This window comes from Nocardioides sp. JS614, assembly GCF_000015265.1.
Lineage (GTDB): Bacteria > Actinomycetota > Actinomycetes > Propionibacteriales > Nocardioidaceae > Nocardioides.
In genome coordinates this window covers 2,742,038-2,768,451 of sequence record NC_008699.1, presented here as the reverse complement: position 1 = coordinate 2,768,451, position 26,414 = coordinate 2,742,038, and the positions used below count along the sequence as shown (strand labels likewise).

Here is a 26,414-nt window from a genome sequence, read left to right as displayed (position 1 = left end):
GCGGCAAATGTAACTCGGAGTTACACCCGACGCTACAGGCGGCTGCGTGCGTCGAGTCACACGCTGGCTACGCTGCTCCCCATGTCTTCCCCCGACGACCAAGGACCGCCGCACGCCCCACACGGTCCGTTGCCGGAGGGCGGCACCGCGCGGTCGATCACCCGCTGGGGGACGCCGGTCATGCACCGGGCGCAGCAGCCGGTCACGACGTACGACGACGAGCTCCGCGCCCTGGCCGCCGACATGGTCGCGACCATGTACGCCGCGGACGGAGTCGGGCTCGCCGCCTGCCAGATCGGCGTCGACCTCGCGATGTTCGTCTTCGACTGTCCTGACGACTCCGGCGTCCACACGGTCGGCGTCGTGTGCAACCCGCAGCTGACCCTCCCGGAGGGCCGGGACCGCCAGCTCGACGAGTCCGAGGAGGGCTGCCTCTCTTTCCCGGGCGCGCATGTCGAGTGCGCCCGGCCCGACCAGGCCTCCGTCACCGGCACCGGACTGGACGGCGAGCCGGTCAGCTTCTCCGGCGACGGACTGCTGGCGCGCTGCCTCCAGCACGAGACCGACCACACCCGGGGCACGGTCTTCGGCGATCGGCTCTCCACCAAGCTGCGCAAACGGCTGCAGAAGGCGCACGACCGTGCGGTCGAGGACTACCCGCTGGAGTGGCCCGCAGGCTGAGCCGGGCCTCGCGCCGGGTCGAGATGTGTTGCCGTTTGGTCACCAACGACAGTCCTGGGCCGGTTCGGGCTGTCGTTGGTGACCAAACCCCACGGCCTTCGGGCGGCGGGTCAGCGGCGGGTCAGCGGCGGGCAGTGACGTAGCAGGCGACGGCGGTGGCGGCGGCCACGTTGAGCGAATCGATGCCCTCGCGCATCGGGATGATCGCCCGGCGGTCGGCGGCCTGCTCCCAGCGCGGCGAGAGCCCATGGCCCTCGGAGCCGAGCACGAGCGCGACCTTGTCCAGCCCGGCGACGGCCGACTCGATCGGCACGGCGTCGGTGGCCAGGGTGAGCGCCACGGTGGTGAACCCGGCGGCGGAGAGCTCCGGGAGCGCGCCGTACCAGTCCGGCAGCCGGGTCCACGGCACCGCGAACACCGCGCCCATCGCGACCTTGATCGAGCGTCGGTAGAGCGGGTCGGCGCAACGTGGCGCGAGCAGCACGGCGTCGAACCCGAGGGCGGCGCCGGACCGGAAGATCGCGCCGATGTTCGTGTGGTCGACGATGTCCTCGAGCACCAGGACCGACCGGGCGCCGGACAGCACGGAGTCGACCGATGGCAGCGGTCGGCGCTCGAGGGAGGCCAGGGCGCCGCGGTGGACGTGGAACCCGGTGACCTCCTCGGCGAGCGCCGCGGAGACCACGTAGCACGGCGCGTCGGAGCGGTCGAGGACCTCGGCCAGGCCGTCGAGCCAGCGCGGCGCCATCAGGAAGGAGCGCGGGGTGAAGCCCGCCTCGACCGAGCGGCGCACCACCTTCTCCCCCTCGGCGAGGAACAGCCCGTGGGTGGCCTCGAGGTGCTTGCGCAGCTCGACGTCGCGCAGGTCGCGGTAGTCCGCGAGGCGCGGGTCGGTCGGGTCGGTGATCTCGAGCAGGGTGGCCATCACGCAAAGTGTCGCGGATGGGCCACCCGGACCACCTCGCCCACCACGATGACCGCGGGCGGCCGCACGGACTCCTCCTCCAGACGCGTGGCCAGGGTGTCGAGGGTCGCGAGGACGGTCCGCTCCCCCGGCATCGTGCCCTCACAGACCACGGCCACCGGCGTCGAGCCCGCCCGGCCGCCCGCGACGAGTGCGGTCGCGATCCGGGGTGCGTTCTCGACCGCCATCATCAGCACGACGGTGCCGCGCAGCGCGCCGAGCGCTGTCCAGTTGACCTGCGACTGCGGGTGTCCGGGTGGCAGGTGCCCGGACACGATGGTGAACTCGTGCGCCACCCCGCGGTGGGTCACCGGGATCCCGGCGACCGCGGGTACGGCGATCGAGCTGGTCAGCCCCGGCACGACCGTGACCGGCACGCCGGCCTCGCGGCACGCGATGACCTCCTCGAACCCGCGCCCGAAGACGAAGTTGTCGCCGCCCTTGAAGCGGACCACCCGCTTGCCCGCCCGGGCCCGCTCGATGATGACGCGGTTGATCTCCTCCTGCAGGGCCGACCGGCCCCGGGGGAGCTTCGCGACGTCGATCAGCTCGACGTCGGCGGGCAGCTCGCCGAGCAGCTCGCGCGGCGCCAGCCGGTCGGCGACCACGACGTCCGCCTCGACCAGTGCCTTGCGGCCGGCCACGGTCATCAGCTCGGGGTCGCCCGGGCCCCCGCCCACCAGGACCACGCCGGCGCTGCGGTCGCGCTGGTGCCGGGCGACGATCGTGCCCTCGCGCAGGCCCTCGAGGATCTCGTCGCGCACCGCCGCCGACCGTCGCGGCTCGCGCTGGCCGAGCACGGCGACCGTGACGCCCGCGTGCCGCCCGACCGCCGGCGTCCACGCGCTCGCGCGGCTGGCGTCGTCGGACCGCACGCAGAACACGCGCCGCGCCTCGGCCGCGTCCGACACCTGCTCGTTCACCGCGTGGTCGTCGGTCGCGGCGACGACGTACCACGCCTCGTCGAGGTCGGTGTCTGCAAAGCCGCGTTCGTGCCAGGTCACCTCGCCCGAGCCGACCATGCCCTCGATCGCCGGCGTCACCTGCGGGCTGACCACGTGCACGTCGGCGCCCGCTGCGATCAGGTGCGGCACGCGGCGCTGGGCCACCTGCCCCCCGCCGACCACCACGACCCGGCGTCCGGACAGCCGCAGCCCCGAGGGGTACGTCGAGTACTCGTCCATCCGGACATCATCGCGGCCCCGGCCGCTGCGGCTGTGGCGCGCGTTCAGCCACCGGACTACGTTGAAGTGGTCCCGCACCCTGAGCTACCAGGTAGGAGCGTCATGAGCCTCGACCGGCCCGTCAGTCCGAACCCGTACGACCTGCTGCCCGCCGTCCCCTCGTTCACGGTGACCAGTGCGGACGTCACCGACGGCCGGCCGCTGAAGGACGACCAGGTCGCCGCGGCGGGCAACACCTCGCCCCAGCTGTCCTGGGAGGGCGCCCCGGAGGGCACCAAGAGCTACACCGTCACCTGCTTCGACCCGGACGCGCCGACGCCGAGCGGCTTCTGGCACTGGGTGCTGGTCGACCTTCCCGCCGAGGTGACCTCGCTCGACGCCGGGGCGGGCGCCGAGGGCGCGACCCTCCCGGGCGGGGCCTTCATGTGCCGCAACGACGGCGGCCCGAAGGCGTTCATGGGGGCGGCTCCCCCGCAGGGCGACCAGGTGCACCGCTACTTCTTCGTGGTGCACGCCGTGCAGGAGGACTCGCTCGGCGTCGACTCCGACGCCTCGCCCGCGGTGGTCTCGTTCAACCTCGCGTTCAAGACCGCGGGCCGGGCCATCCTGCACGGCACGTACCAGCACTGAGCGTCGGGGCGGGTCACGGGCGTACGCCGCGCCCTCAGGCGCCGCGCAGCAGCTCCTCGAAGGGCGTCGGGTCTGCGAACTCGTCCTCGATCGTCCGCGCCCGCCGGCGCGGCGCTCCGGCCAGCAGCGCGGCCAGCTCGCCGGCCGCCCGCTGGATCCGGGCCTCGAGCCCCGGCCCCCCGAAGTCCTCGCTCGCCGCGAAGACACCGGTGGGGACCACCACCGCGTGCAGGTAGGTGAACAAGGGCCGGAGCGCGTGCTCGAGCACCAGTGAGTGCCGGGCCGTGCCCGCCGTTGCCGCCACCAGGACCGGCAAGCCCTCCAGCACGTCGCTGTCGAGCACGTCGAAGAACGACTTGAACAGGCCGCTGTAGGACGCGGAGAACACCGGTGTCACGGCGATCACGGCGTCCGCGCGGCGGACCGTCTCGATGGCGTCGGCCAGCTCACCGGAGGGGAAGCCGGTGAGCAGGTTGTCGGCCAGGGCGTGCGCCAGGGGCCGCAGCTCGATCACGTCGACCTCGACCGGCTCGTGCACGGCGGCGACTGCCGCGGAGGCGAGCCGGTCGGCCAGGAGCCGGGTCGAGGACGGCACGCTCAGGCCGGCGCTGACGACGACCAGGCGGGTGCTCATACCGACACCCCGGTGACGTCGTCGACGGCGTGCAGCGTGGAGTCGTGCGGACCGCCGGCGGCGGCGACCCGGGCGGCGTGGGTGGGCGCGTCCGGCACGTCCGCGGGGCGGCCCTCCGCGAAGCCGGCCCGCAGGTCGGGGAGGATCTCGCCGAGCAGGTCGAGCTGCTCGAGGACGATCTTCGTCGGGAGACCGGCGTGGTCGACGAGGAACAGCTGGCGCTGGTAGTCGCCGACGTACTCGCGGAAGCTCAGCGTGCGCTCGAGCACCTGCTGGGTGGAGCCGACGGTGAGCGGCGTCTGCGCGGTGAACTCCTCCATCGACGGGCCGTGGCCGTAGACCGGTGCGTTGTCGAAGTACGGACGGAACTCGCGCACCGCGTCCTGGCTGTTCTTGCGCATGAAGAACTGGCCGCCGAGGCCGACGATCGCCTGCGCAGCGGTGCCGTGGCCGTAGTGCTCGAAGCGGCGCCGGTAGAGCGCGATCATCTGCTTGGTGTGGGAGGCGGGCCAGAAGATGTGGTTGGAGAAGAAGCCGTCGCCGTAGTACGCCGCCTGTTCGGCGATCTCGGGACTGCGGATCGACCCGTGCCAGACGAACGGCGCGACGCCGTCCAGCGGCCGCGGCGTCGAGGTGAAGCCCTGCAGCGGCGTGCGGAACCGGCCCTCCCAGCTCACGACGTCCTCGTGCCACAGCCGGTGCAGCAGCGCGTAGTTCTCGATGGCGAGGTTGATGCCCTCGCGGATGTCCTTGCCGAACCACGGGTAGACGGGGCCGGTGTTGCCGCGGCCCAGCATCAGGTCCATCCGGCCGTCGGTGAGGTGCTGGAGCGTGCCGTAGTCCTCGGCGATCCGCACCGGGTCCGTGGTGGTGATCAGCGTGGTCGAGGTCGAGAGCAGGATCCGCTCGGTCTGGGCGGCGATGTAGGCCATCGTCGTGGTCGGGGACGAGGCGACGAACGGCGGGTTGTGGTGCTGGCCGACCGCGACCACGTCCAGGCCGACCTCCTCGGCCTTCTTCGCGATCTCCACCTGCGCCTTGATCCGCTCGTGCTCGGTCGGCGTGTGTCCGGTGGTGGGGTCCGTCGTCACGTCGCCGACGGAGAAGATCCCGAACTGCATGGCCATTCGCTCCTCAGACAGGGGTGGTTGAATCTCGAACTACCCCTGCAACCCGGGCGGCTCCCCGGGTATTCCGGTCCCTGCTGGCACCATGCTCCCGTGCCGACCCGTCGCTGCCCACCCTGGCTGCCCGCACTCGTCCTGGTCCTGACCGTCACGCAGCTCGCCGTCGCCGAATGGGTCCCGGGCATCGACCGGTTCGCCGACAAGGCGTTCGGGGCGCGGCTGGTCGCCTACCCCCTGCTGATGCTGCTCACGCCGGCCATCTGGTTCCTGGTGGCGCGGCACCGCGGGTGGTCGCGCGAGGAGGCGCCGTACGGTGCCTTCACGCTGGTGATGCTCCCGTTCCTGGTCGACGTGACCGGCAACAGCCTCGACCTGTACGACGCGCTCGGGTGGTGGGACGACCTCAACCACTTCGCGAACTGGGCGCTGCTGCTCAGCGGCCTCGGGCTGATCCTCTGCCGGCGGGTGCAGCCGACCTGGGCGGTGGTCGTGCTCGTCACCGGGCTCGGCGCCGTCCTCGCCATCGGGTGGGAGCTCGGTGAGTGGTACACGTTCATCCGGCACGGGACCGAGATCGACACGGCCTACGAGGACACCCTCGGCGACGAGACGCTCGGGACCCTCGGGGCGCTGGTCGCCGGGCTCGTCGTCGCGCGCGCCTCGCGGGACCCGGGGGCTACCCGGCCGGCGTCGCGGTGACCACGACGTTGCTCAGGTAGCGCTCGCCGTCCCAGTCCTCGCAGGTGACCAGGACCAGGCGGCCGGGCACCCGCTGGCTGAACAGCTCGGTGGCGTGCTCGGCGATGGCCCCCTTGCTGTAGACCCGGACGCGGCGCACCTCGTAGCGGATCGTGCTCTTGTCGGTGCGGACCACGACCGCGTCACCGCGCTCGAGGTCCTCGAGGTGGTCGAGTGCTCCGCCTCCGTCGTGGACCGTGTGCCCGGCCACCAGCGCGCTGCCGGTGGTCGCGCCCGGCTTGGCGCCGTCGGCCCACCAGCCGAGCCGGAGCGGGTCGCTGGGCGGCACCAGTGTTCGTCCGGGCGCCCGCACCGGGAGCACCGGGGCGTCCACCCGCAGGGCCGGGATCCGGATGCGCTGCGGCGCCCCCGGCTCGCGGGGAGCGCGGACCGGCTCGGCGACGGCGCCGGTGGCCGGCCGCTCGGCCGCCCGGGCAGCCGGGTCCGCGGTCAGGGCCTGGGTGCGGGTCGCCTGCGCCCACCAGAGGGCGGCGCCGGCGGCCAGCAGCGCGGCGCCGGCCGCCGCCACCCACGCGGGGTGGCGGCGGGTGGGCGCCCTCCGCGTCCCGAGCTCAGGCATGGTCGGGCGGGGTCAGCCGTGGTGCGCTGGAGTCAGACACGCGACCGGTTCCGCAGCACGATCCCCGCGCCGGCCAGCACGAGCACGAGCGAGACCAGGGTCAGCGGGAGCGGGTTCTGCGCCCACGTCGGGAGCAGCGAGTCCTCGCCCGCCTCGACGGCCGTCGGGACGGCCGTCTCGTCGGCGGCCGCGGCGGCAACGCTCCCGGCGGCGCTGTCGGCGGCGTACGTCTCGCCGAGCACGCCCTGGACGGCGCCGACCCCGCGACCACCGTTGGCCGCGGTGCCGCTGGCCACGCCGGGCGCCCTGCCCTCGAGGCCAGCACCGGCACCGGCGACCGAGCCGGAGGTCGCCGGCGCGCACGGCGCGACCCAGAAGAGCTTCGACTTGGTGTCGTTGCCCCGCGAGCGCGGGGTCGCGACGGTGAGCCGCACGTGGTAGCCCTGCTTCGAGTGCGGGGCGCCGTCGAAGGAGAGGGTGTAGGCCTGGGCCGCGTCGAGACCGGTGTCCGTGCCCGCGCCCGTCGCGGCGTCCTCGCCGACCGGCACCTGGCTGGGTCCGTCGACCGTGACCATCGCGTCGGACGTCGGTGCCTGCATCGCGAAGGTGACTGTCGAGACGACGTCGGAGCCGCCGTCGAACCCGTACCACTCGACCTGGAAGGTGCAGCCGGGGTGCGCGGTGTTGTTCGGGATCCCGTCGAGCTCGCCGAGCTCGGCGATCTTCACGGTCCCGTTGTTGCCCAGCGGGTCGTCGCCGGCGGCTCCGGACCCGCCGCGCTCGCCCTGCTGGCCGGGCGCGTGCGACTGGCCGGCGTGCTTGCCCTGGTGGCCGGGGTCGCCCGGGCGGCCGTGGTTGCCGCGATCGCCCTTCGCCTGGTCGCTCCGATCCTGGCCCGACTGGTCGCCCACCGCGTGGCCGGGTCCCGGATCCTGGCCCTGGCCGAGGTGCCTACCCTGGTCGGCGGGGTCACCCGTGGGAGCGGCCGCGGCGAGGGCCACGCCCCCGAGCGAGCCGAGCCCGAGCAGGCCCGTGGTGACCAGCGCGAGAGCGCGCAGGCGTACCGAGTTCCCCATCGTGTGCTCCGTTGTCCAGGCCGCGGTGCGGCGGTTCGTCCCCCGACGGAGGTGGTGTTGCCGGTTGTTACTCCCCGGAAACCTGCTCGTCCCGGTCTGGTCCACTGGTCTATACCAGTGGTGGGTCACGCCGGCGGTGGCGAAGGAGTCGTCGGAGGGCTGCAGGCCGATACCCGGCCCCCGACGAACCCCGGTTCCGGGGCCGGGGTCGCCGCAGCGACTAGGTTTCCCCCGTGACGGCGACCCTGCGGCGCGAGCTGCCGAGCGTGCGCATCGGGCTGCTGCAGGTGTTCGCGGCCGGGGTGCTGTGGGGAACGGGCGGCCTGGTCGTCACCGTCCTGCACGAGCGCGACGGGCTCGGGGCGATGACGGTGAGCGCCTGGCGGATGGCGCTCGCCGCGGCGGCGCTGATCGCCTTCTCCGCCCTCACCGGCCGGTGGGCCAGGACGCGCGCGGCGCTGCGCGCGCACCCCGTCCTGGCCGTGCTCGTGGGCGGCGGCACCGCCGCCTACCAGGGCCTGTACTTCCTTTCCGTGCTGATGGTCGGCGTCAGCGTGGCCACCGTCGTCTCCCTGGGCCTCGCGCCGGTCCTGGCCGCCGGCTGGGAGCACCTGGTCGAACGGTCGACCCCGTCGGCCCGGGAGGTCCTCGTGCTGGCTGCGGCACTCGGCGGGCTGCTCCTGATCAGCGGCACGGCCGGCGACCGCGCCGACGCCCCCGGCGACGACCCCACCCTCGGGCTGCTGCTCGCGGTGCTGGCCGGCGTGACCTACGCCGCGACCACGGTGCTCGGGCACACCCTGGCCAAGCGGGTCGACCCGGTCGCCCTGACCACCTGCGCGACCGGTGCCGGTGCGATCCTCCTGCTCCCGTTCTTCGCGGTCGCGGCCGCGCGGGGGGAGCCGGTGCTCAGCTCCGACCCGGTCTCCACGACGTTGCTGATCTACCTCGGCGTCGCGACGATGGCGCTGTCGTACGGCCTCCTGTACGCCGGACTGCGCACCACGTCGGGCTCGGCGGCCACCATCGCGACCCTGGTGGAGCCGCTCTCGGCGGCCCTGCTCGCCGCGGTGCTGCTGGGCGAACGGCTGCCCTGGCCGGCGCTCGCCGGGGGTGTCCTGATCCTGGCGGCCGTCGTCGCGCTGCGACCGACGGAGGACCTCAGCCCGGTGGGTGCTCCCTGAGCCAACGCGACCGCCGGGCGGCCGAGGCCCGCGAGAGCCAGGCGTCCTGCACCACCTCGGCGAGCTCGTCATAGGTGATCTCGCCGAGGCGGCCGGCCCGCAGCAGGACCGAGAGGTGACCGTCGAAGTGCGGCGTCGTGAAGAACGGCGAGGAGTCGTCCTGCACCAAGGCGAGCTTGTCGCCCTCGTCGGCCACCCAGAACACGATGACGTCGTCGTACCGCTCCCCTGTCTCGGGGTCGGTGGCGTCGGGCCGTGGGTTGCGGAAGAACACGAACGACTTGCCGCCGACCTGGTAGACGGGCTTGTGCTCGGTGCCGGGGTACACGGTCACGTGCGGCATGGCGCGCGCCAGCTCGTGCACGTCCTCGACCCGTGCCGGCCGGGACCGCGTCGTCATCACCCCATTGCACCAGCAACCACGGCACGGCACCTACGCTGCCGGCCATGCGGGCGGCGACCGGTACCACATCCCGGCCCGAGCGGTCAGGCCAGCGGTGCCTGCAGCGAGACCCGCACGGCGTACCGCTCCCCCGCGACGTCGACCTCGAACCCGCCGCTCGCCAGCGTGGTGGCCGTCACCGGGCCGTCGGCCCGCAGGAGGGCGAGCCCGACGCAGGAGCCGACGGTCTCGCCCCACGCGGCGCTGGTGACCTGGCCCGCGGGGTCGCCGTCGCGCAGCAGCAGCTCGCCACCCCAGAGCATCGGCTCGAGCGACTCGAGGACGAGGGAGACCACCCGTCGCCGGGGACCCCCGTCCGCCAGCGCCGCGCGGTGCTCCCTCAGAGCCGTCCGGCCGAGGAAGTCCCCGTCGCCGGCCAGCCCGGTGGCGAAGACCAGGCCCGCCTCGACCGGCCCCAGGTCCGGGGTGAGCTCGCGACCGAACGCGCGGTAGCCCTTCTCGAGGCGTAGCGACTCGATCGCGTAGTAGCCGGCATCCACTGCTCCGCCCGCCCGGACGGCGTCGTAGACGGTGACCGCATCCGCGACCGGGATCGTCAGCTCCCAGCCGAGCTCACCGACGTAGGTCATCCGGGTCGCGCGCAGCAGCACACCGCCGACGGTGACCTCGCGGCTGGTCGCGAACGCGAAGCCCTCCTCGGACCAGTCGTCCGGCGAGCACGCGGCCAGGAGACTCCGGGCCCGCGGGCCCATCACGCCCAGCACGGCGTACCGCTCGGTGACGTCCTCGGCAGGGACGCCGTGCCGGGCCAGCCAGTCCAGGTCGCGGACGGTGGTCGCGGAGCTGGAGACGAGGAGGAACTCCTCCGGTCCGGTCCTGGTGACCGTCAGGTCTGCCTCGTAGGTGCCGCGCTCGTTCAGGAACGGCGTGTAGACGCAACGGCCGACCGGAACGTCGACGTCGGCGGCGCACACCCACTGCAGGCCGGCCAGGGCGCCCGGCCCGGCCACGACGTACTTCGAGAACGAGGTCTGGTCGAACACGGCCACGCCGGTCCGGGCGGCTCGCTGCTCGGCCGCCGACCACGGCAGCCAGGCCGGCTTCCCCCAGGAGTAGTCCAGCCGGGCTCCCGGCGGGCCGAAGACGTTGGGCCGCTCCCAGCCCATCCGGGTGCCGAACAGCGCGCCCGCGGCCGCAGTGCGTTCGTACAACGGGGAGCAGCGCTGCGGCCGGCCGGTCTCGAGCTCGCGGTTGGGCCACGGCAGCGCGTAGTGCAGCCCGAGCACCTCGGCGACCCGCGAGCGCAGCCACCCGGTGTCGGCCTGGAACGGCGCGAACCGGCGGATGTCGACCCCCACCAGGTCGTCCTGCGGCTCACCGGCGACGATCCACTCCGCGAGCGCCCGACCGGCGCCGCCCGCCGAGGCGATGCCGACCGAGTTGAAGCCCGCTCCCACGAAGTAGCCGCGCAGTCCCGGCGCCTCGCCGAGCAGGAACTGGTTGTCGGGCGTGAACGACTCCGGGCCGTTGTAGAACTTCCGGATGCCGGTCTCCTCGAGCACGGGAATCCGCCGCAGGGCTTCGTCCATCAGCACCGAGAAGTGCTCCCAGTCCTCGTCGAGCAGCTGGAACTCGAAGGGGTGGGGCAGGTCGTCGGGCGAGCGCCACGGCTTGGCCTCCGGCTCGAAGCCGCCGACGACGAGCCCGCCGGTCTCCTCCTTGAAGTACGTCCAGCCGTCGGGGTCGCGCATGATCGGCAGGTCGGGGTGGGCGCCCGCGACCGCCTCCGTCACCACGTAGAAGTGCTCGGCGGAGTGCAGCGGGATCGTGACGCCGACCAGGTCCCCGAGCGCCTTGGCCCACTGGCCCGCGCAGTTGACGACCACCTCGGCCTCGATCGTCCCGCGGTCGGTGACGACCCCGGTGACGCGGCGGCCGGCGGCGCCCTCCGCCACGGTGAAGCCGGTGACCCGGGTCCGCTCGGCGATCCGTGCGCCGCGCTGCCGGGCGCCCTTCGCCAGTGACTGGGTGAGGTCAGTGGGGTTCACCTTGCCGTCGCCGGGCAGCCAGATCGCGCCGAGCAGGTCGTCGACCCGCATCGGTGGCCAGAGCTCCTGGGCCCGGGCCGGCGACACCAGCTCGCAGGGCAGGTCGTAGGCCGCGGCGTTCGCTGCCGTCCGGCGCAGCTGCACCAGCCGCTCGGGCGTCCGCGCGACGATCACCCCACCGACGTTGCGGTAGCCGGTCGCGAGGCCGGTCTCCGCCTCGAGGGCGGCGTACAGCTCGGCCGAGTACTGCACCAGCCGGGTGCCGCTCTCGGACGCGCGCAGCGGCCCGACCAGCCCGGCCGCGTGCCAGGTGGTGCCGCACGAGAGGGTGCCCTGCTCGAGCAGCAGCACGTCGGTCCAGCCGAGCCCGGTGAGGTGATAGGCGACCGAGGCACCGATCACGCCACCGCCGACGACCACGACGCGGGCCCGCCCAGGAAGGTCAGCCACCGGTACCGGCCCCTCGCGCGACACGGTGGGCCGGTGGTCTCGAGGCTCGCTTCGCTCGCACCTCAACCACCGTCCTGGGCCACGTCGGCCAGCAGTCCCGCGAGATCGGGTCCGCGGAAGGTCGCGACCGCCTTCTCGTAGCGCTCCATGCCCCAGGCGTGGAAGTCGAACTCGATCGGGCTCACGGCCTCCTGGATGAAGCCCCACAGCGACCACCCGTACTCGCTGCAGAGCATCTGCAGGCGGACCCGGGCCAGGTCGGCGGGCGTCGGCGACCCGAAGTAGGCCGCCACGTACGCCTCGACCTGGTCGAGCGAGAAGCCGCACTCGGTCGCGGTGTTGCCGAGCTCGAAGGCGGCCTCGTTGTTGCCGGAGTACTCGTAGTCGATCAGCCAGACCCGGTCGCCGTCATCGATGAAGTTCGCGGCCAGCAGGTCGTTGTTGCAGGGAACCCGGGGGTGCGGTGTCGCCGCGAGGGCGCGGCGTACGTCGGCCCACGCGTCGGCGTGGTCCTCGTAGTCCGCCGGGACGCGGTAGCCGTGGTCGCGGGCCGTGCGCAGGTAGTCGGCCTGCCGAGCGAACATGTCGAAGTCGGTGCCGAAGGCCGGGCCGGCGTGCAGCACCCGGCAGGACGCGGCAGCGCGCGTGACCACGCCGGGGTCCGCGAAGTCGGCGTTCACCAGCGCCTTCCCCTCGAGGAACTCGATCACCAGCAGGCCGAGGTCGGGCCGGTACTCGACCACTCCGGCGGCCACCCCGGTCGCCGCCGCGACCTCGGTGTGCGCGGCCTCGGCGTCGCGGTCGATCCCGAGCAGCTCCGGGTCGCCCTGGGAGCACCGCACCACCAGGTCGAGCCGAGGCCCCCGGTCCTCGGTGACGACGTGGAGGTTGACGTTGGTCAGCCCGCCGGGCAGCTCCTCGAGCCGCCAGGACCGCCCCGCCAGGCAGGCGAGGCGGTCCAGGGCAGGTGTCTGGTCCACTCAGTCGTCGAACGCCTCGACGACCTCCAGGTCGATCGTGTGCTTGGGCCCGGTGAACCACTTCTTCGCCGACGCGTGCCACCAGATCGTCAGCAGGAGCAGCGTGCCGAACGTCAGGATCGGCGCGTAGTTCACGAACTTCCAGGAGAAGTCCTCGTTCCACGGTGCGGCGGCGGGGGTGAACGGCAGGATGAAGTACACGGAGATGATGGCGATCTCGACGACCGCGATGAGGTTCATCCACTTGTACTTCTTGCCGAGCGTCCAGCTCCCCGGCTCGAACGCATCGCCCATCCGCCAGCGCAGCCAGATCGGGATGAGGAACGCCAGGTAGAGCCCGATGACCGCCACCGAGACCACCGCGTAGAACGCGATCGGCACCGGGGCGCCGTTGATGTCGACCTCGATCAACGCGGGCAGCGTGATCAGTGCACCGATGACGGCCACCAACAGCACGGCATTCGCCGGGACCTTCGTCGAGGAGACCTTCGACCACACACGCGAGCCCGGGATCGCTCCGTCGCGACTGAACGCGAAGGTCATCCGCGAGGCGCTGGTCAGGCAGGCGATGGTGCAGAAGAACTGTCCGGCCGTCGAGATGGCCAGCACGAGCACGTGCCAGTTCTGGCCGAGTGCCTGGCCGAAGATCAGGTCGACACCGCCTCCGCCGGCGGTCACGGCCTCGGGGTCCTGGACTGCGAAGAGGAACGCGAGCAGCAGGATCCAGCCGCCGACCGCCGAGTAGAAGATCGACCTCCAGATGCCCTTCGCGGCGCCCTCCGACGCGGCCTGCGTCTCCTCCGAGAGGTGGGCGGACGCATCGAACCCGGTGATCGTGTACTGCGTGAGCAGGAAGCCGAGCGGCAGCACCAGGAACCAGTAGGTGCCGCCACCGCCGGCACCTTCGGCGTATCCGGAGTTGTTGACCCGGTCGGTGAACACGAAGTCCAGGCTCTGGTGGACGTCCGGGACGAGCACCAGGATCAGGACGACCGCAGCTGCGCCGGCGACGTGCCACCACACCGAGATGTTGTTGAGCACCGCCATCAGGTGGCCGCTGAAGATGTTGAGGAGCGCCGCGACCGCCAGGATCACCACGAAGATCACGAAGACCCGGGTGAGCGAGTAGTTCTCGGCCCAGCTCGACGAGAGCGTGTTCAGGGTGAGGTCGAAGAAGGTGGCGCAACCGTAGGCGACGGAGGCGGTGACGGCGAGCAGCCCGATCAGGTTGAGCCAGCCGGTGAAGAAGCCGGCGGCGGGCCCGCCCATCTTGGAGGCCCACCAGTAGATGCCGCCGGAGGTCGGGTACGCCGAGACCAGCTCGGACATCGTGAACCCGATGATCAGGATGAAGGCAGAGATGATCGGCCAACCCCATGAGATCGCGATCGGGCCGCCGTTGTTCCACGCCTGGCCGAACGTCGTGAAGCAGCCGGCCAGGATCGAGATGATCGAGAACGAGATCGCGAAGTTGGAGAAGCCGGACCAGGAGCGGTTGAGCTCCTGCTTGTACCCGAGTCGCGCCAGGTGGGCTTCGTCCGCATTGAGGTGATGAGCCTCGATGGGCTCGTGTGCTTCGGGCATGCGACACCTTCCGGGGGGAGGATCGTGCGAATGTGAACGGACGCTAGACCCGACCCGATCCGGGTGTAAATGGCCACCGGAAAATTGGTATGAACTCAGACCATTGCGCATTGACAGGTCGCCTGGGGGGCGTCGATGGTTGAGCCCGTGACTGCCTCCCCCGACGATCGCCTGCCTGTCGCGGTGCTGCGTCCGGTGCGCGGACACCACGCGTTCGAGGCGTGCGTCGAGCAGCTGGCGACCGCGATCCGGCTGGGTGTCTACCCGCTCGGCGCGACGCTGCCCGCGGAGCGTGACCTCGCCGAGCAGCTGGCCGTCTCGCGCGCGACGCTCCGCGAGGCGATGGCGGCGCTGCGCGAGGCGGGGCTGGTCGAGACCAAGCGCGGGCGCGGAGGTGGCACCGTCGTCACCCTCAAGGCCCGCTCCCCCAGCGGCCGTCGGGCTGCGCGCCTCACCGCGACCCAACGCCGGGACTGGCTCGACGCGCTCGAGTTCCGGCGGATCGTCGAGCCGGGCGCGGCGTACCTCGCGGCCCGCACCGACCTGGACGCGTCCGCACGCGACCGGCTGGAGGCTGCGCTCGCGGAGGTGACCGCCGCCAGGAAGCCCGCTGCGCACCGCCAAGCGGACTCGCGGTTCCACCTGACGGTCGCGTCCCTGGCCGACTCGCCGCGAGTGGTCGAGGCCGTGACGTCTGTGCAGGCCACCCTGCACGAGATGCTGCTGGCGATCCCGGTCCTGGGCAGGAACATCGCCCACTCGGACCGGCAGCACGGTGCGCTGGTCAAGGCGATCCTCACGGGGGACGCCGATCGCGCCCGCCGAGTCATGGAAGAGCACTGCGACGACACGGCCGCGCTCCTGCGCGGCCTCGTGGGATAGGGGAAGCGTTGGCCCAGAACGAGACCCAGGACGAGTCCGGGCTCCGCAACAGCCGGCACCTGACGATGCACCAGCTCGTCGACCGCATCGAGAGCGGCGTGATCGACACCGTGGTCGTCGCGATGACCGACATGCAGGGGCGGCTCCAGGGCAAGCGGCTGCACGGGAAGTACTTCGTCGAGCACGTGGCCCGCCATGGCACCGAGGGCTGCAACTACCTGCTCGCGGTGGACGTGGACATGAACACCGTCGACGGCTACGCCAACTCCTCGTGGGAGAAGGGCTACGGCGACATGGAGTTCCGGCTCGACGAGCGCACCATCCGCGTCCTCACGCACCTCCCCGCGACGGCGATGATCCAGTGCGACCTGGTCTGGCCCGACGACTCGCCGGTCACCCAGTCCCCGCGGGGCATCCTGCGCCGCCAGCTCGACCGGTGCGCGGAGCACGGCTGGACGGCCCTGGCCGGCACCGAGCTCGAGTTCATCGCGTTCGACACGACCTACGAGCAGGCGCACGCGGACGGCTACCGGGACCTGGTCCCGTCGAACCAGTACAACGTCGACTACTCGATCCTCGGGACCAGCCGGGTCGAACCCCTGCTCAGGGCCTTGCGCAACCACATGTACGCGGCGGGCCTGGACGTCGAGGGCGCCAAGGGCGAGTGCAACTTGGGCCAGCACGAGGTCGGTTTCCTGTACGCCGACGCGCTCACCACCGCGGACAACCACGCGGTCTACAAGACTGCCGCGAAGGAGATCGCCGCCCAGCAGGGGAAGGCGATCACCTTCATGGCGAAGTACAACCAGCGCGAGGGCAGCTCCTGCCACATCCACCTGTCCCTGCGCGGTCGGGACGGCTCCCTGGTCTTCTGGGACCGCGAGACCGGCACCAGGACGCCGTTGTACGACAGGTTCGTCGCCGGCGTGCTGGCCACGATCCCGGACTTCACGCTGCTGTACGCGCCGAACATCAACTCCTACAAGCGGTTCGCCGACGGCTCGTTCGCTCCGACCACGATCGCCTGGGGGCTGGACAACCGCACCTGTGCGGTCCGGCTCGTCGGCCACGGCGCGTCCGCGCGGATGGAGAACCGGATCCCCGGCGCCGACGTGAACCCCTACCTCGCCCTGGCCGCGATGGTGGCCGGCGGGCTGCACGGCATCGAGAACGAGCTCCCGCTCGAGGACGAGCTCGTCGGCAACGCCTACACGTCGGGCCGGCCGCAGGTGCCGCGCACGATGACGGAGGCGCGGGACCGGTTCGCGGGGTCGGCCGTGGCACGCGCCGCCCTGGGTGACGACGTCGTGGACCACTACGTCAACATGGCGGAGGTGGAGCTCGCGGCGTACAACGCCGCCGTCACCGACTGGGAGCTCCGCCGTGGATTCGAGAGGCTGTAAGTGACCGAGACCCGCACCGACCGGCATGTCGTCCTCAACCCCGCGACCGCCGCGCCGGTCACCGAGGTCCCGCTGGCGTCCCTGGCGGATGCGGACGCCGCGATCGAGAGCGCGCATGCCGCGTTCCCGGCGTGGAGGGCGCTGCCCCCCGGTGAGCGCGCCGGCCTGCTCCGCCGCTTCGCGGCCGTCGTCGACGCACACGTCGACGAGCTCGCCGAGCTGGAGGTCCGCAACGCCGGGCACACCTGGGGCAACGCCCGGTGGGAGGCCGGCAACGTCCGTGACTGCCTCAACTACTACGCCGGCGCCCCGGAACGGCTCTTCGGCCGCCAGATCCCGGTGCCGGGCGGGGTCGACGTCACGTTCCACGAGCCGCTCGGCGTCGTCGGGATCATCGTGCCGTGGAACTTCCCGATGCCGATCGCCGGCTGGGGCTTCGCTCCGGCCTTGGCGGCCGGAAACACCGTCGTCCTGAAGCCGGCCGAGCTCACACCGCTCACCGCGCTCCGGATCGGCGAGCTCGCCCTGGAGGCCGGACTGCCCGAGCACGTGCTGTCCGTGGTGGCCGGCAAGGGCTCGGTGGTGGGCGAGCGGTTCGTGACCCATCCCCTGGTCCGCAAGGTGTGCTTCACGGGCTCGACCGAGGTCGGCAAGCGGATCATGGCCGGCTGCGCCGAGCAGGTGAAGCGGGTGACGCTCGAGCTCGGCGGCAAGAGCGCCAACATCGTCTTCGCCGACGCCGACATCGACGCGGCGGCCGCGAGCGCGCCGTACGCCGTCTTCGACAACGCCGGCCAGGACTGCTGCGCCCGCTCGCGGATCCTCGTGGAGCGCTCGGCCTATGACGAGTTCCTGAGCAAGCTCCAGCCGGCCGTGGAGGGCCTGCGGGTCCTCGATCCCGGTGACGAGGCCAGCGAGATGGGCCCGCTCATCTCGGCGCAGCAGAAGGCCGCGGTCACCGGCTACCTCGACGAGGTCGAGGTCGCCTTCGCCGGGTCGGTCCCCGGCGGCCCTGTGGCCGAGGGCTTCTGGGTGCCGCCCTCGGTGGTCACCGTCGACGACCCCGCCACCCGGATCTGGCGCGAGGAGGTCTTCGGGCCGGTCGTCGCGGTGATGCCCTTCGACGACGACGCGGACGCCGTCGCGAAGGCGAACGACACCGAGTACGGGCTGTCCGGCTCGATCTTCACCAGCGACCTCGGCCGGGGTCTGCGGGTCGCCCGCGCCGTCGAGGCCGGCAACCTCAGCGTGAACTCCCACTCCTCCGTGCGGTACTGGACCCCGTTCGGCGGCTACAAGCAGTCCGGGCTCGGGCGTGAGCTCGGCCCGGACGCGCCGATGGCGTTCACCGAGGAGAAGAACGTCTTCATTGCACACTAGGGGGCTCCGCCCCTAGTACCCCCACTGGGGGCTCCGCCCCCAGACCCCCAACCGTGAGGAGATCGAGAGAGTGACAGGACGCATCCAGGGCCGGGTCGCGGTCATCACCGGCGGCTGCTCCGGCATCGGTCTCGCGACGGTGCAGCGCTTCGTCCAGGAGGGCGCGAAGGTCGTCATCGGGGACATCGACGACGCGCGGGGGCACCAGCTGGTCGAGCAGCTGGGCGGCGCAGACGTGGCGACGTACGTCCACGTCGACGTCACCAGCAAGGAGCAGGTCGACGCGCTGTTCCAGACCGCGAAGGACGCCTACGGGTCGGTCGACATCGCGTTCAACAACGCCGGCATCAGCCCGCCGGAGGACGACTCGATCCTGGACACCGACCTGGACGCCTGGCGCAAGGTGCAGGAGGTCAACCTGACCTCGGTCTACCTGTGCTGCAAGGCCGCCCTCCCCCACATGCTCGAGCAGGGCCGGGGCTCGATCATCAACACGGCGTCGTTCGTCGCGGTGATGGGGGCCGCGACCAGCCAGATCTCCTACTCGGCGTCGAAGGGCGGGGTGCTGTCGATGACCCGGGAGCTCGGCGTCCAGTTCGCGCGCCAGGGGGTGCGGGTCAACGCGCTGTGCCCGGGACCGGTGAACACGCCGCTGCTGCAGGAGCTGTTCGCCAAGGACGCCGAGCGGGCCGCCCGACGGCTCGTGCACGTGCCGATGGGGCGGTTCGGGGAGCCCGAGGAGATGGCGTCGGCGGTGCTGTTCCTCGCCTCGGACGACTCCTCGTTCATGACCGCGAGCACGTTCCTGGTCGACGGCGGCATCTCCGGCGCCTACGTCACCCCGCTCTGACGTGGTCGCCCCGGTCATCGGCCTGACCACCTACCGCGAGGAGGCGGCGTGGGGGGTCTGGCGCCAGCGCGCCGACCTGCTCCCCACGCAGTACGCCGCCGCGGTCGAGGAGACCGGCGGCGTGCCGGTGCTGCTCCCACCCGTCGGCCGTCCGGAGGCCGCCGACGCGCTGGTCGCCCGGCTCGACGGGCTGGTCGTCAGCGGCGGTGCGGACGTCGACCCCGGGCGGTACGGCGCCGACCCGCACCCCCGGACCGCCGGCTGGCGACCGGACCGGGATGCCTGGGAGGTCGCGCTCCTGGACGCTGCTGACGCGGCCGGGCTGCCGGTGCTGGGCGTGTGCCGCGGCATGCAGGTGCTGGCCGTGCACGCGGGCGGCACGCTCGAGCAGCACGTCCCCGACCTGGTCGGTCACGAGGGACACAGTCCGGGTGGCGACGAGTTCGGCGCCGTCGAGGTGGCGACCACCCCCGGGACCCGCGTCGCAGGACTGCTGGGCGAGCAGGTGACGGTGAACTGCCACCACCACCAGTCGGTGGGCGAGCACCCCGGCTTCGTCGGCGCCGCGCACGCCGCTGACGGGACCCTCGAGGCGATCGAGCGGGCGGGCGACCGGTTCGTGGTCGGGGTCCAGTGGCACCCCGAGACCGCCGCGGACGTCGGGCTGCTCGCGGGGCTGGTGCGCGCGGCTGCGACGTACGCCCAGGAGCGATGACCCGCCCGATGAGCACCCGATGACCCTGGTCAGCGCGCACCGCTGCCTCACCCACGCGGCGATCGAGGCCGCGATCGCGCTCGGGGCCGACTACGTCGAGTTCGACGTGCAGCGCATCGCCGACGGCTCACTCGTGCTGCTGCACGACCTGGTCGACGATCCGCCGGCGGGCACCCTGCGCTACGACGAGGCGCTCGCGCTGCTCGCCGGACGGGCCCGGGCCCACCTCGACCTCAAGCTGCGCGGCGGCGAGATCCCGATCGTCACCGAGGCGATCGCGCGCCTCGGCACGGACCGGCTGCTGGTCACCACCCACCACGACGAGGCCGTGCGCGCGCTGCGCGCCTGGGCCGACCGCGAGGGCCACGACCTCCAGGTGGGGCTCTCGCTGGGGCAGGGGGTGAAGGGGTTCTCGCTCTGGCACGCGATCCGGGTGCGCGCGTCCGAGCTGTTCCCCGGAGTCCGCTACCGGGCTGCGGGCGCCAACGTGGTGGTCGCGCACCACTGGCTCGCCCGGCTCCGGGTGCGCCGCTTCGCCCGCCGACACCGGCTGCCGCTGGTCGTGTGGACGGTGGACACCCCGCGCTCGCTGGCCCACTGGATGCGGCCGGGCCGCGCCTGGCTGGTCACCACGAACCAACCACAGGTCGCGCTCGACCTGCGGGCTGGAAGACTGCGCGCATGACCAGTGGCGCCTTCGACGAGCTCCACCCCGACGTCCTGGGCGAGGCCTACCTGGCCGAGACCATCGGCCTGCCGCCGGACGAGGAGGGCCCGGTCGTCGCGACCCTCGTCGTACGCCGGGCCGAGCGGCGGACCGGCCGCGCGGTCCTGCACGTCCACGGGTTCGCGGACTACTTCTTCCAGACCCAGTACGCCGAGTGGTGGAACGAGCGCGGCTACGACTTCTACGCGATCGACCTGCGCAAGTACGGCCGCTCGATCCGGCCGCACCAGACCCCGAACTACGTGACCGACCTGCGGTCCTACTTCGCCGACCTCGACGCGGCCTGGCACCGGATCGTGGAGCGGGACGCGCACGACCACGTGGTGGTGAGCGCGCACTCGACCGGCGGGCTCATCGTCGCCCTCTGGGCCGATGCCCGGCGGCCCGCTCTCGACGGCATGGTGCTGAACTCCCCCTGGCTGGACATGCAGGGCGGCCTGATGATCCGGACTCTCGGCACCCAGGTCGTCAAGCGGGTGGGATCGCGGCAGCCGAAGCGGATCGTCCCCCGCAAGGTCGAGGGCTTCTACGCCCGCAGCCTCCACATCGACCACGAGGGCGAGTGGGACTTCAACACCGAGTGGAAGCCGATCGACCCCGGGCCGGTCTACTTCGGCTGGCTCCGGGCGATCCGGCTCGGCCACGACGCCCTGCACCGCGGCCTGGAGGTGGGCTGCCCGGTGCTGGTGCTGTCCTCCGGCGGGACGCACTGGCCCAAGGAGATGGGCCCGGACGTCCACAACTTCGACACCGTCCTCGAGGTGCCCCAGATCCGCCGCTGGGCCGTGGCCCTGGGCCGGCACGTGACCTACATCGCGATCGAGGGCGCCCGCCACGACGTCGTCCTCTCGCTGCCGGAGCCCCGCGCCCAGGCGTACGCCGAGCTCGAGCGTTGGGCGGCGGCCTACCTGGGCTCCGGGGAGCCAGGCTCGACGCCCGGCGCCTGATCCGGCGACCGGAGCGGCTCGCCGTCGAACCTCTCCAGGGACGCGAGCTCCTCCACCGGGTGGCGGCGCAGCCGGGTGACCTCGCGGACCGGCCGGCCCAACGGCACGACCGCGGCGAGCGCGAACCGCTCGGGGATGCCGAGCAGCTCCTTGACCCGGTCCTCCTGGGCGACGGCCATCGTGGTGATGGTGCCGCCGTACCCCTCGTTGCGTGCGGCCAGCAGGATGTTCCACACCAGCGGGTAGACCGAGGCGCCGGAGACCAGCCCGACGCGGTCCAGGTCCTGGTCCATAGCGGCGACGAGCGCCAGGTCGACGCACACCACGAGCACCGCGCCGGCGGTCAGCAGCGGGGCGGTGAACGCCTCGGGGACCGCGGTCGCCGCGATCTCCTCGGCGGTGGGGGCCGGCGCCTCGAGCGGGTTCCAGGGGCTCTGGCCGGCCTTCGACTGCGCGACGTAGCGGCGCACCGCGGGGCCGTTCAGCTCAGCCAGCCGGCGCCGGGTCTCCTGGTCGCGGACCACGATGACCCGGGTGCCCTGGCGATTCCCGCCGCTCGGCGCGAACCGGGCGTGGTCGAGGATCCGGTGCAGCGTCTCGTCCGGCAGCGGGTCGTCGGTGAACTCGCGGACCGCCGGGGTGGTCCGCATGACGTCGTACAGGTCCATGCGTCGAGCCTGTCACGGAGCCCCGGCCAGGGCGAGCGATAGCGTGCCCGCCATGAACCCAGTGATCGGTCTGTCCCTCGGTCGAGTCGCGGTCGGGGCCGTGGCGCTCGCGAACCCCGGCCTCGCCGTCAAGCTGTTCCAGCTCGACCCGGCGACCAACCCGCAGCTGCCCTACCTCACCCGGCTCTTCGGCTCCCGCGAGGTCGCGCTCGGCCTGGTCACCCTGCTGGCCCGCGACACCTCACGCCGCAACCTGGTGCTCGCCGGCATCCTGGTGGACGCCGCGGACGCCGCCACCGGCTACCTGGCCATGCAGGACGGGACCGTGTCGAAGAAGACCGCCCTGACCCTGATCGCTCCCGCCGTCGGAGCGGTCGGATCAGGCATCTCCGGCCTGTTCCGCCGCTGACGCCACCAAAGCGGCACCCGCCGCGGCGCACCCGTCGTTGTCGTTTGGTCACCAACCACAGCGATTTCCGCTCTGAATCTGTCGTTGGTGACCAAACCGCAAGGCGTTTCGGCGCGGCGACGGGCGAGTCTCAGCCCACCAGGAACGCCACCAGGGCGATCACGCCCACGCAGACGATGACGATGCGCAGGACCGAGCCGGGCAGGCGGCGGCCGACGGTGGCACCAACCTGGCCGCCGATGACGGATCCGACGCCGATGAGCAGCACGATCCGCCAGTCGACGTCCGCGACGATCGCGAACAGCAGTCCGGCCACGCCGTTGACGACGGCGGCGAGCACGTTCTTGACCGCGTTCAGGCGCTGGAGGGACTCGTCGAGGCCGGTGCCGAGGACCGCCATCAGGAGCACGCCCTGGGCGGCGCCGAAGTAGCCGCCGTACACGCCGGTGAGCAGGACACCGGGCCAGACCCACCAGGTGCCGTGGTGCGGCAGGCCGCCGATGGCCTCGTGGCGGCGCGCGACCCAGGCGGAGATCCGGGGCTGGAAGACCACCAGCACACAGCCCAGCAGGATCAGCGCCGGGACGATCGCGGCGAACGCGTCGTCGGGGAGCACCAGCAGCAGCACGGCACCGGCCAGCCCACCGACCAGCGAGCCGACGCACAGCCGCAGCACGCGGGAGTGCTGCCCGGCGAGCTCGCGGCGATAGCCGACCGCGCCCGAGATCGATCCCGGGACCAGGCCGATGGTGTTCGACACGTTCGCGGTCACCGGGGGCACGCCGAACGCCAGCAGGGTCGGGAACGTGATCAACGTTCCCGACCCCACCACGGTGTTGATGGTGCCGGCCGCGACCCCGGCGAGCAGGACCGCGACGATCTCGTACGCCGTCACTGGGCGGGTGGCACCTCACCGGGGTCGACGGCCGGGTCGGTCGCGGTCGGCGTCTCCGCGTCGGCGCCCTTCCCCGGATTGGCCGCCCGGCCCGCCTCGGCGATCGCGGCCTCGACGGCGGCGTTGGTCTGGCGCAGCTGCGCGTCCGGGCCCGGGACGGCGGGCTCCGAGGGGCCCATGTCGACCCGCTTGGCCGGCCCGTCGACGTGCTGCGGGATGCCCTGGAGACTGTTCATCGTCGAGCCCAGGCCCTCCAGCGCCCGGCCGATCTCGCTCGGCACGATCCACACCTTGTTCGCGTCGCCCTCGGCGATCTTCGGCATCATCTGGAGGTACTGGTAGGCCAGCAGCGACTGGTCCGGGCGACCGTCGTGGATCGCTTGGAACACCGTCTGGATCGCCTGCCCCTCACCCTGGGCACGCAGGATCGAGGACTCCCGGTCGGCCTGAGCCCGCAGGATCTGGGACTCCCGGGCACCCTCGGCGTTCAGGATCGAGGACTGCTTGGCGCCCTCGGCGGTCAGGATCGCGGCCTGCCGCTGGCCCTCGGCGGTGAGGATCACCGCGCGCTTCTCGCGGTCGGCGCGCATCTGCTTCTCCATCGAGTCCTTGATCGACGGCGGCGGATCGATGCCCTTGAGCTCGACCCGGTTGACGCGGATGCCCCACTTGCCGGTGGCCTCGTCCAGTACGCCGCGCAGTCCGGAGTTGATCGAGTCGCGGCTGGTCAGCGTCTCCTCGAGGTCCATGCCGCCGACGATGTTGCGCAGGGTGGTCATCGTGAGCTGCTCGATGGCCTGGATGTAGTTGGCGATCTCGTACGTCGCGGCGACCGGGTCGGTCACCTGGAAGTAGATGACAGTGTCGATCGACACCACGAGGTTGTCCTCGGTGATCACCGGCTGCGGCGGGAAGCTCACCACCTGCTCGCGCAGGTCGATGATGTAGCGGACGCGGTCGATGAACGGCGCCACGATGTTCAGGCCCGCGGGCAGCGTCTCCTTGTACTTGCCGAAGCGCTCGACGATGCCGGCCCGGGCCTGCGGGATGATCCGCACGGTCTTGGCGAGCATCACGATCACGAACAGGACCAGGATCGCCAGCAGGATCAAGATCACGGGAGGCACAGCAGGCTCCTTCTCACTCGCAGCTCACTCGCGGGTCACTCCTCGAGCTCGGACACGGGGTGGACGTACGCCGTCGCGCCGCGGATCTCGAAGACCTCCACGGTGGCGCCCGGCTCGATCGTGACGTGCTCGTCGTACGGCGCTGCCGACCAGGTCTCCCCCGCGAGCCTGATCCGACCGACGCTGAGCCCGGTGATCCGCTGGGTGACCAGGGCCCGCTGCCCCACCAGCTTCGAGGTGCCGAGCCGCAGCTCGGGCCCCCGGTGCAGCCGCTCGACCAGCGAGGGGCGGACCAGCGCCAGCATCGCGACGGCGGCGCCGCCCGCGACCAGGACCTGCAGGACCACGGCAGCACCGAGGGCGGCAGTGACCATTCCGGCCAGCGCCCCGACCGCCAGCATGATCAGCACCAGGTCCAGGCTCACCAGCTCGGCCATGCCCAGCACCGCGGCGACCCCCAGCCAAGCCGCCCATGCGTGCTCGCCCAGCCAGTCCATGGCTCGACCCTATCCCCGGTCGACCCCGTTCCGCCCGCGAGCCCGCCGAACCACGCTACAGATGACGGGTGCGCCGCCGGGCGCTCCAGCGGCCGTCCTGGTGGGCCAAAACGAGCGGCATCGCGAAGGTCGCCGCGAGGTTCGCCTCGGTCACCACCTCGCCGACCGGGCCCGCCGCGACCACCCGGCCGCGACGCAGCAGCAGCGCGTGGGTGAAGCCGGGCGGGATCTCCTCGACGTGGTGGGAGACCAGGACGGTGGCCGGTGACGCCGGGTCGGCCGCCAGGACCGACAGCGTCGAGACGAGGTCCTCCCGGCCGCCGAGGTCCAGCCCTGCCGCGGGCTCGTCGAGCAGCAGCAGCTCCGGGTCGGCCATCAGGGCCCGCGCGATCTGGACCCGCTTGCGCTCACCCTCGCTCAGGGTCCCGAAGGTGCGGTCCACCAGATGACTCGCACCCACCTCGGTGAGCAGCAGGCCGGCCCGCTCGTGGTCGAGCTCGTCGTACGCCTCGCGCCAGCGACCGACGACGCCGTACGACGCCGACACGACCACGTCGTGCACGCGCTCGCTGCGCGGGATCCGCTCGGCCAGGGCGGCGCTGGTGAGCCCGATCCGCGGCCGCAGCTCGAAGACGTCGACGGTGCCGAGCACCTCGTCGAGGATGCCCGCGACACCGGACGTCGGGTGGATCTGGGCGGAGGCCACCTGGAGCAGCGTGGTCTTGCCGGCGCCGTTCGGCCCGAGGATGACCCAGCGGTCGCCCTCCTCCACCCGCCACGAGACGGCGTCCAGGAGCGTCGCCTGCCCACGCCGGATGGTCACCTCGGCGAAGTCGAGCACGGCGGTCATGTGACTCACCCTATCGACCGGCCTCGGCGCCTCCGCGGCGTATCCTCACCCGCCGTGACGCTTGTGCTGCCGGCCTCCGCGCGCCTGGCCTGGTGGGGTACGGCGTGGCTGCGTGGGCACGTGGTCACGGACCTGGTGGTCGACGCCGTCCTGGCCGAGGATGCGACCCATGCGGTCGCGGGAGTTCCCGGTGCGGAAGGGACCGAGACCCTCGTCGGTGCGCTGGCCCGGCTGCGAGCCCTGGGCGCCACCGGCTTCGGGGCGACGTTCCCGGTCGACGGCGACCCGGTGGGCCTCGGCGGCCCGCCCACCTTCAACTCGGAGGCTCTCGAGGCCGGCGAGGCCGTCGTCGTCCTCGGCGCCGGGCTCGGCCTGGTGCCGCACCGCACCGGCGCGGCGACCGGCTGGACCGTCCACCCGGCGTCGGACCGCCGCCAGCTCCCCGACGTGGGCGAGGCGGACCGGGAGCTGCGCGCGGCCCTGCTCGAGGCGGCCGAGTCGCTGGCCCGGCTCGACGTCGCCCGGTGGCGGCCGGAGGTGGCGGACCGCCTGATGAACCTGCGCCACCGGCCGGTCCCGGCGGCGCCGGCCGGAGTCCCGGCGCGCTGCACCGACTTGGCCGGCCGCGGTCTGCAGGCGACCGAGATCGTCGAGCTCGCGCTCGAGGACGTGGGCGGCGCCCTGACGGCGTACGAGATCGCGGAGCGCCGCGGTGCCCTGGTGTCGCTCGCGCGCGCTGGCCGGCGGGCCCTGGTAGCGGCCTGCTCACCGGAGGCGTGGCCTCCGGCATGAGGTCGGCCG

28 protein-coding genes are annotated in these 26,414 nt (G+C 72.5%); 13 read left to right on the top strand and 15 right to left on the bottom strand.

Annotated elements, in window-relative coordinates; all coding sequences use genetic code 11:
• Positions 1–81 precede the first annotated feature (81 nt).
• On the top strand, positions 82–681 hold the full coding sequence (gene def / locus NOCA_RS14660; protein WP_011756046.1) for a peptide deformylase: 600 nt from the start codon (positions 82–84) through the stop codon (positions 679–681).
• A gap of 121 nt (positions 682–802) precedes the next feature.
• On the opposite strand, the gene NOCA_RS14655 is transcribed toward def, so the two are convergent.
• Together NOCA_RS14655 and cobA are read right to left on the bottom strand one after the other, a co-directional pair.
• The gene (locus tag NOCA_RS14655; RefSeq protein WP_011756045.1) at positions 803–1,606 is read right to left on the bottom strand and encodes a TrmH family RNA methyltransferase; all 804 of its coding nucleotides are present in this window, start codon (positions 1,604–1,606) and stop codon (positions 803–805) included.
• Positions 1,606–2,829, bottom strand: a complete 1,224-nt coding sequence (cobA, locus tag NOCA_RS14650) for a uroporphyrinogen-III C-methyltransferase (RefSeq protein WP_011756044.1) — start codon at positions 2,827–2,829, stop codon at positions 1,606–1,608. The genes NOCA_RS14655 and cobA overlap by 1 nt, the downstream gene beginning before the upstream one ends.
• 102 nt (positions 2,830–2,931) lie before the next feature.
• Here cobA and NOCA_RS14645 point away from each other — a divergent pair, with 102 nt between their 5' ends.
• Positions 2,932–3,459, top strand: a complete 528-nt coding sequence (locus NOCA_RS14645; RefSeq protein ID WP_011756043.1) for a YbhB/YbcL family Raf kinase inhibitor-like protein — start codon at positions 2,932–2,934, stop codon at positions 3,457–3,459.
• Positions 3,460–3,493: 34 nt separating this feature from the next.
• Here NOCA_RS14645 and NOCA_RS14640 read toward each other — a convergent pair whose 3' ends face one another.
• Together NOCA_RS14640 and NOCA_RS14635 are read right to left on the bottom strand one after the other, a co-directional pair.
• Complete coding sequence (locus tag NOCA_RS14640; protein ID WP_011756042.1) at positions 3,494–4,093, bottom strand: FMN reductase; 600 nt, start codon at positions 4,091–4,093, stop codon at positions 3,494–3,496.
• Positions 4,090–5,214 (bottom strand): LLM class flavin-dependent oxidoreductase, encoded by a 1,125-nt coding sequence (locus NOCA_RS14635; RefSeq protein WP_011756041.1) that lies wholly within the window; start codon positions 5,212–5,214, stop codon positions 4,090–4,092. Before NOCA_RS14635 ends, NOCA_RS14640 begins: the two co-directional genes overlap by 4 nt.
• A gap of 99 nt (positions 5,215–5,313) precedes the next feature.
• Between NOCA_RS14635 and NOCA_RS14630 the strand changes: the two genes are divergently transcribed.
• Positions 5,314–5,919 carry a hypothetical protein gene (locus NOCA_RS14630; protein WP_011756040.1) on the top strand — a complete coding sequence of 202 codons (606 nt, stop codon included), beginning with the start codon at positions 5,314–5,316 and terminating at the stop codon, positions 5,917–5,919.
• On the opposite strand, the gene NOCA_RS25885 is transcribed toward NOCA_RS14630, so the two are convergent.
• Together NOCA_RS25885 and NOCA_RS14620 are read right to left on the bottom strand one after the other, a co-directional pair.
• Positions 5,897–6,538 (bottom strand): class F sortase, encoded by a 642-nt coding sequence (locus tag NOCA_RS25885; protein ID WP_011756039.1) that lies wholly within the window; start codon positions 6,536–6,538, stop codon positions 5,897–5,899. The two genes, NOCA_RS14630 and NOCA_RS25885, sit on opposite strands and share 23 nt — an antisense overlap.
• A 32-nt stretch (positions 6,539–6,570) precedes the next feature.
• Positions 6,571–7,614: a hypothetical protein gene (locus NOCA_RS14620; protein WP_011756038.1), complete on the bottom strand. Its 1,044-nt coding sequence runs from the start codon at positions 7,612–7,614 to the stop codon at positions 6,571–6,573.
• A gap of 233 nt (positions 7,615–7,847) precedes the next feature.
• On the opposite strand from NOCA_RS14620, the gene NOCA_RS14615 reads away from it, so the two are divergent.
• The gene (locus NOCA_RS14615) at positions 7,848–8,798 is read left to right on the top strand and encodes a DMT family transporter (protein WP_011756037.1); all 951 of its coding nucleotides are present in this window, start codon (positions 7,848–7,850) and stop codon (positions 8,796–8,798) included.
• Here NOCA_RS14615 and NOCA_RS14610 read toward each other — a convergent pair.
• From NOCA_RS14610 to NOCA_RS14595, 4 genes are all read right to left on the bottom strand, one after another.
• On the bottom strand, positions 8,776–9,198 hold the full coding sequence (locus NOCA_RS14610; protein WP_011756036.1) for an MmcQ/YjbR family DNA-binding protein: 423 nt from the start codon (positions 9,196–9,198) through the stop codon (positions 8,776–8,778). The two genes, NOCA_RS14615 and NOCA_RS14610, sit on opposite strands and share 23 nt — an antisense overlap.
• 86 nt (positions 9,199–9,284) lie before the next feature.
• On the bottom strand, positions 9,285–11,699 hold the full coding sequence (locus tag NOCA_RS14605) for a GcvT family protein (RefSeq protein ID WP_041547666.1): 2,415 nt from the start codon (positions 11,697–11,699) through the stop codon (positions 9,285–9,287).
• A 62-nt stretch (positions 11,700–11,761) separates the two neighbouring features.
• Positions 11,762–12,679, bottom strand: a complete 918-nt coding sequence (locus NOCA_RS14600) for a phosphotransferase (RefSeq protein ID WP_011756034.1) — start codon at positions 12,677–12,679, stop codon at positions 11,762–11,764.
• Entirely contained in the window at positions 12,680–14,263 is a 1,584-nt protein-coding gene (locus NOCA_RS14595) for an amino acid permease (RefSeq protein WP_011756033.1), read from the bottom strand.
• Between the two features lie 147 nt (positions 14,264–14,410).
• Between NOCA_RS14595 and NOCA_RS14590 the strand changes: the two genes are divergently transcribed.
• From NOCA_RS14590 to NOCA_RS14560, 7 genes are all read left to right on the top strand, one after another.
• Entirely contained in the window at positions 14,411–15,145 is a 735-nt protein-coding gene (locus NOCA_RS14590) for a FadR/GntR family transcriptional regulator (protein WP_197687648.1), read from the top strand.
• 8 nt (positions 15,146–15,153) lie between these two features.
• The gene (locus NOCA_RS14585; protein WP_011756031.1) at positions 15,154–16,548 is read left to right on the top strand and encodes a glutamine synthetase family protein; all 1,395 of its coding nucleotides are present in this window, start codon (positions 15,154–15,156) and stop codon (positions 16,546–16,548) included.
• Positions 16,549–17,928 carry an aldehyde dehydrogenase family protein gene (locus NOCA_RS14580; protein WP_011756030.1) on the top strand — a complete coding sequence of 460 codons (1,380 nt, stop codon included), beginning with the start codon at positions 16,549–16,551 and terminating at the stop codon, positions 17,926–17,928.
• A gap of 70 nt (positions 17,929–17,998) precedes the next feature.
• The gene (locus NOCA_RS14575) at positions 17,999–18,778 is read left to right on the top strand and encodes a 3-oxoacyl-ACP reductase (RefSeq protein ID WP_011756029.1); all 780 of its coding nucleotides are present in this window, start codon (positions 17,999–18,001) and stop codon (positions 18,776–18,778) included.
• A gap of 1 nt (position 18,779) precedes the next feature.
• Positions 18,780–19,493, top strand: a complete 714-nt coding sequence (locus NOCA_RS14570; RefSeq protein ID WP_011756028.1) for a gamma-glutamyl-gamma-aminobutyrate hydrolase family protein — start codon at positions 18,780–18,782, stop codon at positions 19,491–19,493.
• A gap of 19 nt (positions 19,494–19,512) precedes the next feature.
• Positions 19,513–20,178: a glycerophosphodiester phosphodiesterase gene (locus tag NOCA_RS14565; RefSeq protein ID WP_011756027.1), complete on the top strand. Its 666-nt coding sequence runs from the start codon at positions 19,513–19,515 to the stop codon at positions 20,176–20,178.
• Positions 20,175–21,167: an alpha/beta hydrolase gene (locus NOCA_RS14560; RefSeq protein WP_011756026.1), complete on the top strand. Its 993-nt coding sequence runs from the start codon at positions 20,175–20,177 to the stop codon at positions 21,165–21,167. The genes NOCA_RS14565 and NOCA_RS14560 overlap by 4 nt, the downstream gene beginning before the upstream one ends.
• Here the strand turns inward: NOCA_RS14560 and NOCA_RS14555 are convergent.
• A complete protein-coding gene (locus tag NOCA_RS14555) occupies positions 21,125–21,835 on the bottom strand; it encodes a nitroreductase family protein (protein WP_011756025.1) in 711 nt (236 codons plus the stop codon). The two genes, NOCA_RS14560 and NOCA_RS14555, sit on opposite strands and share 43 nt — an antisense overlap.
• A 52-nt stretch (positions 21,836–21,887) precedes the next feature.
• Between NOCA_RS14555 and NOCA_RS25880 the strand changes: the two genes are divergently transcribed.
• Positions 21,888–22,244 (top strand): DUF4267 domain-containing protein, encoded by a 357-nt coding sequence (locus tag NOCA_RS25880; protein WP_049774363.1) that lies wholly within the window; start codon positions 21,888–21,890, stop codon positions 22,242–22,244.
• Between the two features lie 130 nt (positions 22,245–22,374).
• On the opposite strand, the gene NOCA_RS14545 is transcribed toward NOCA_RS25880, so the two are convergent.
• Genes NOCA_RS14545 through NOCA_RS14530 form a run of 4 tightly spaced genes read right to left on the bottom strand, consistent with a single transcriptional unit; the run spans position 22,375 to position 25,613 of the window.
• Positions 22,375–23,139 carry a sulfite exporter TauE/SafE family protein gene (locus tag NOCA_RS14545; RefSeq protein ID WP_011756023.1) on the bottom strand — a complete coding sequence of 255 codons (765 nt, stop codon included), beginning with the start codon at positions 23,137–23,139 and terminating at the stop codon, positions 22,375–22,377.
• Positions 23,136–24,266: an SPFH domain-containing protein gene (locus NOCA_RS14540; protein ID WP_011756022.1), complete on the bottom strand. Its 1,131-nt coding sequence runs from the start codon at positions 24,264–24,266 to the stop codon at positions 23,136–23,138. Before NOCA_RS14540 ends, NOCA_RS14545 begins: the two co-directional genes overlap by 4 nt.
• Positions 24,267–24,301: 35 nt before the next feature.
• Complete coding sequence (locus tag NOCA_RS14535) at positions 24,302–24,763, bottom strand: NfeD family protein (RefSeq protein ID WP_011756021.1); 462 nt, start codon at positions 24,761–24,763, stop codon at positions 24,302–24,304.
• 55 nt (positions 24,764–24,818) lie between these two features.
• On the bottom strand, positions 24,819–25,613 hold the full coding sequence (locus NOCA_RS14530; RefSeq protein WP_011756020.1) for an ABC transporter ATP-binding protein: 795 nt from the start codon (positions 25,611–25,613) through the stop codon (positions 24,819–24,821).
• 54 nt (positions 25,614–25,667) lie between these two features.
• Here NOCA_RS14530 and NOCA_RS14525 point away from each other — a divergent pair, with 54 nt between their 5' ends.
• Positions 25,668–26,405 (top strand): hypothetical protein, encoded by a 738-nt coding sequence (locus tag NOCA_RS14525; protein ID WP_011756019.1) that lies wholly within the window; start codon positions 25,668–25,670, stop codon positions 26,403–26,405.
• Positions 26,406–26,414 lie beyond the last annotated feature (9 nt).

Coding starts and splice junctions, on each gene's coding strand:
- def (WP_011756046.1), top strand. CDS start 82: ATGTCTTCCCCCGACGACCAAGGACCGCCGCACGCCCCACACGGTCCG.
- NOCA_RS14655 (WP_011756045.1), bottom strand. CDS start 1,606: ATGGCCACCCTGCTCGAGATCACCGACCCGACCGACCCGCGCCTCGCG.
- cobA (WP_011756044.1), bottom strand. CDS start 2,829: ATGGACGAGTACTCGACGTACCCCTCGGGGCTGCGGCTGTCCGGACGC.
- NOCA_RS14645 (WP_011756043.1), top strand. CDS start 2,932: ATGAGCCTCGACCGGCCCGTCAGTCCGAACCCGTACGACCTGCTGCCC.
- NOCA_RS14640 (WP_011756042.1), bottom strand. CDS start 4,093: ATGAGCACCCGCCTGGTCGTCGTCAGCGCCGGCCTGAGCGTGCCGTCC.
- NOCA_RS14635 (WP_011756041.1), bottom strand. CDS start 5,214: ATGCAGTTCGGGATCTTCTCCGTCGGCGACGTGACGACGGACCCCACC.
- NOCA_RS25885 (WP_011756039.1), bottom strand. CDS start 6,538: ATGCCTGAGCTCGGGACGCGGAGGGCGCCCACCCGCCGCCACCCCGCG.
- NOCA_RS14620 (WP_011756038.1), bottom strand. CDS start 7,614: ATGGGGAACTCGGTACGCCTGCGCGCTCTCGCGCTGGTCACCACGGGC.
- NOCA_RS14610 (WP_011756036.1), bottom strand. CDS start 9,198: ATGACGACGCGGTCCCGGCCGGCACGGGTCGAGGACGTGCACGAGCTG.
- NOCA_RS14595 (WP_011756033.1), bottom strand. CDS start 14,263: ATGCCCGAAGCACACGAGCCCATCGAGGCTCATCACCTCAATGCGGAC.
- NOCA_RS14565 (WP_011756027.1), top strand. CDS start 19,513: ATGACCCTGGTCAGCGCGCACCGCTGCCTCACCCACGCGGCGATCGAG.
- NOCA_RS14560 (WP_011756026.1), top strand. CDS start 20,175: ATGACCAGTGGCGCCTTCGACGAGCTCCACCCCGACGTCCTGGGCGAG.
- NOCA_RS14555 (WP_011756025.1), bottom strand. CDS start 21,835: ATGGACCTGTACGACGTCATGCGGACCACCCCGGCGGTCCGCGAGTTC.
- NOCA_RS25880 (WP_049774363.1), top strand. CDS start 21,888: ATGAACCCAGTGATCGGTCTGTCCCTCGGTCGAGTCGCGGTCGGGGCC.
- NOCA_RS14535 (WP_011756021.1), bottom strand. CDS start 24,763: ATGGACTGGCTGGGCGAGCACGCATGGGCGGCTTGGCTGGGGGTCGCC.
- NOCA_RS14530 (WP_011756020.1), bottom strand. CDS start 25,613: ATGACCGCCGTGCTCGACTTCGCCGAGGTGACCATCCGGCGTGGGCAG.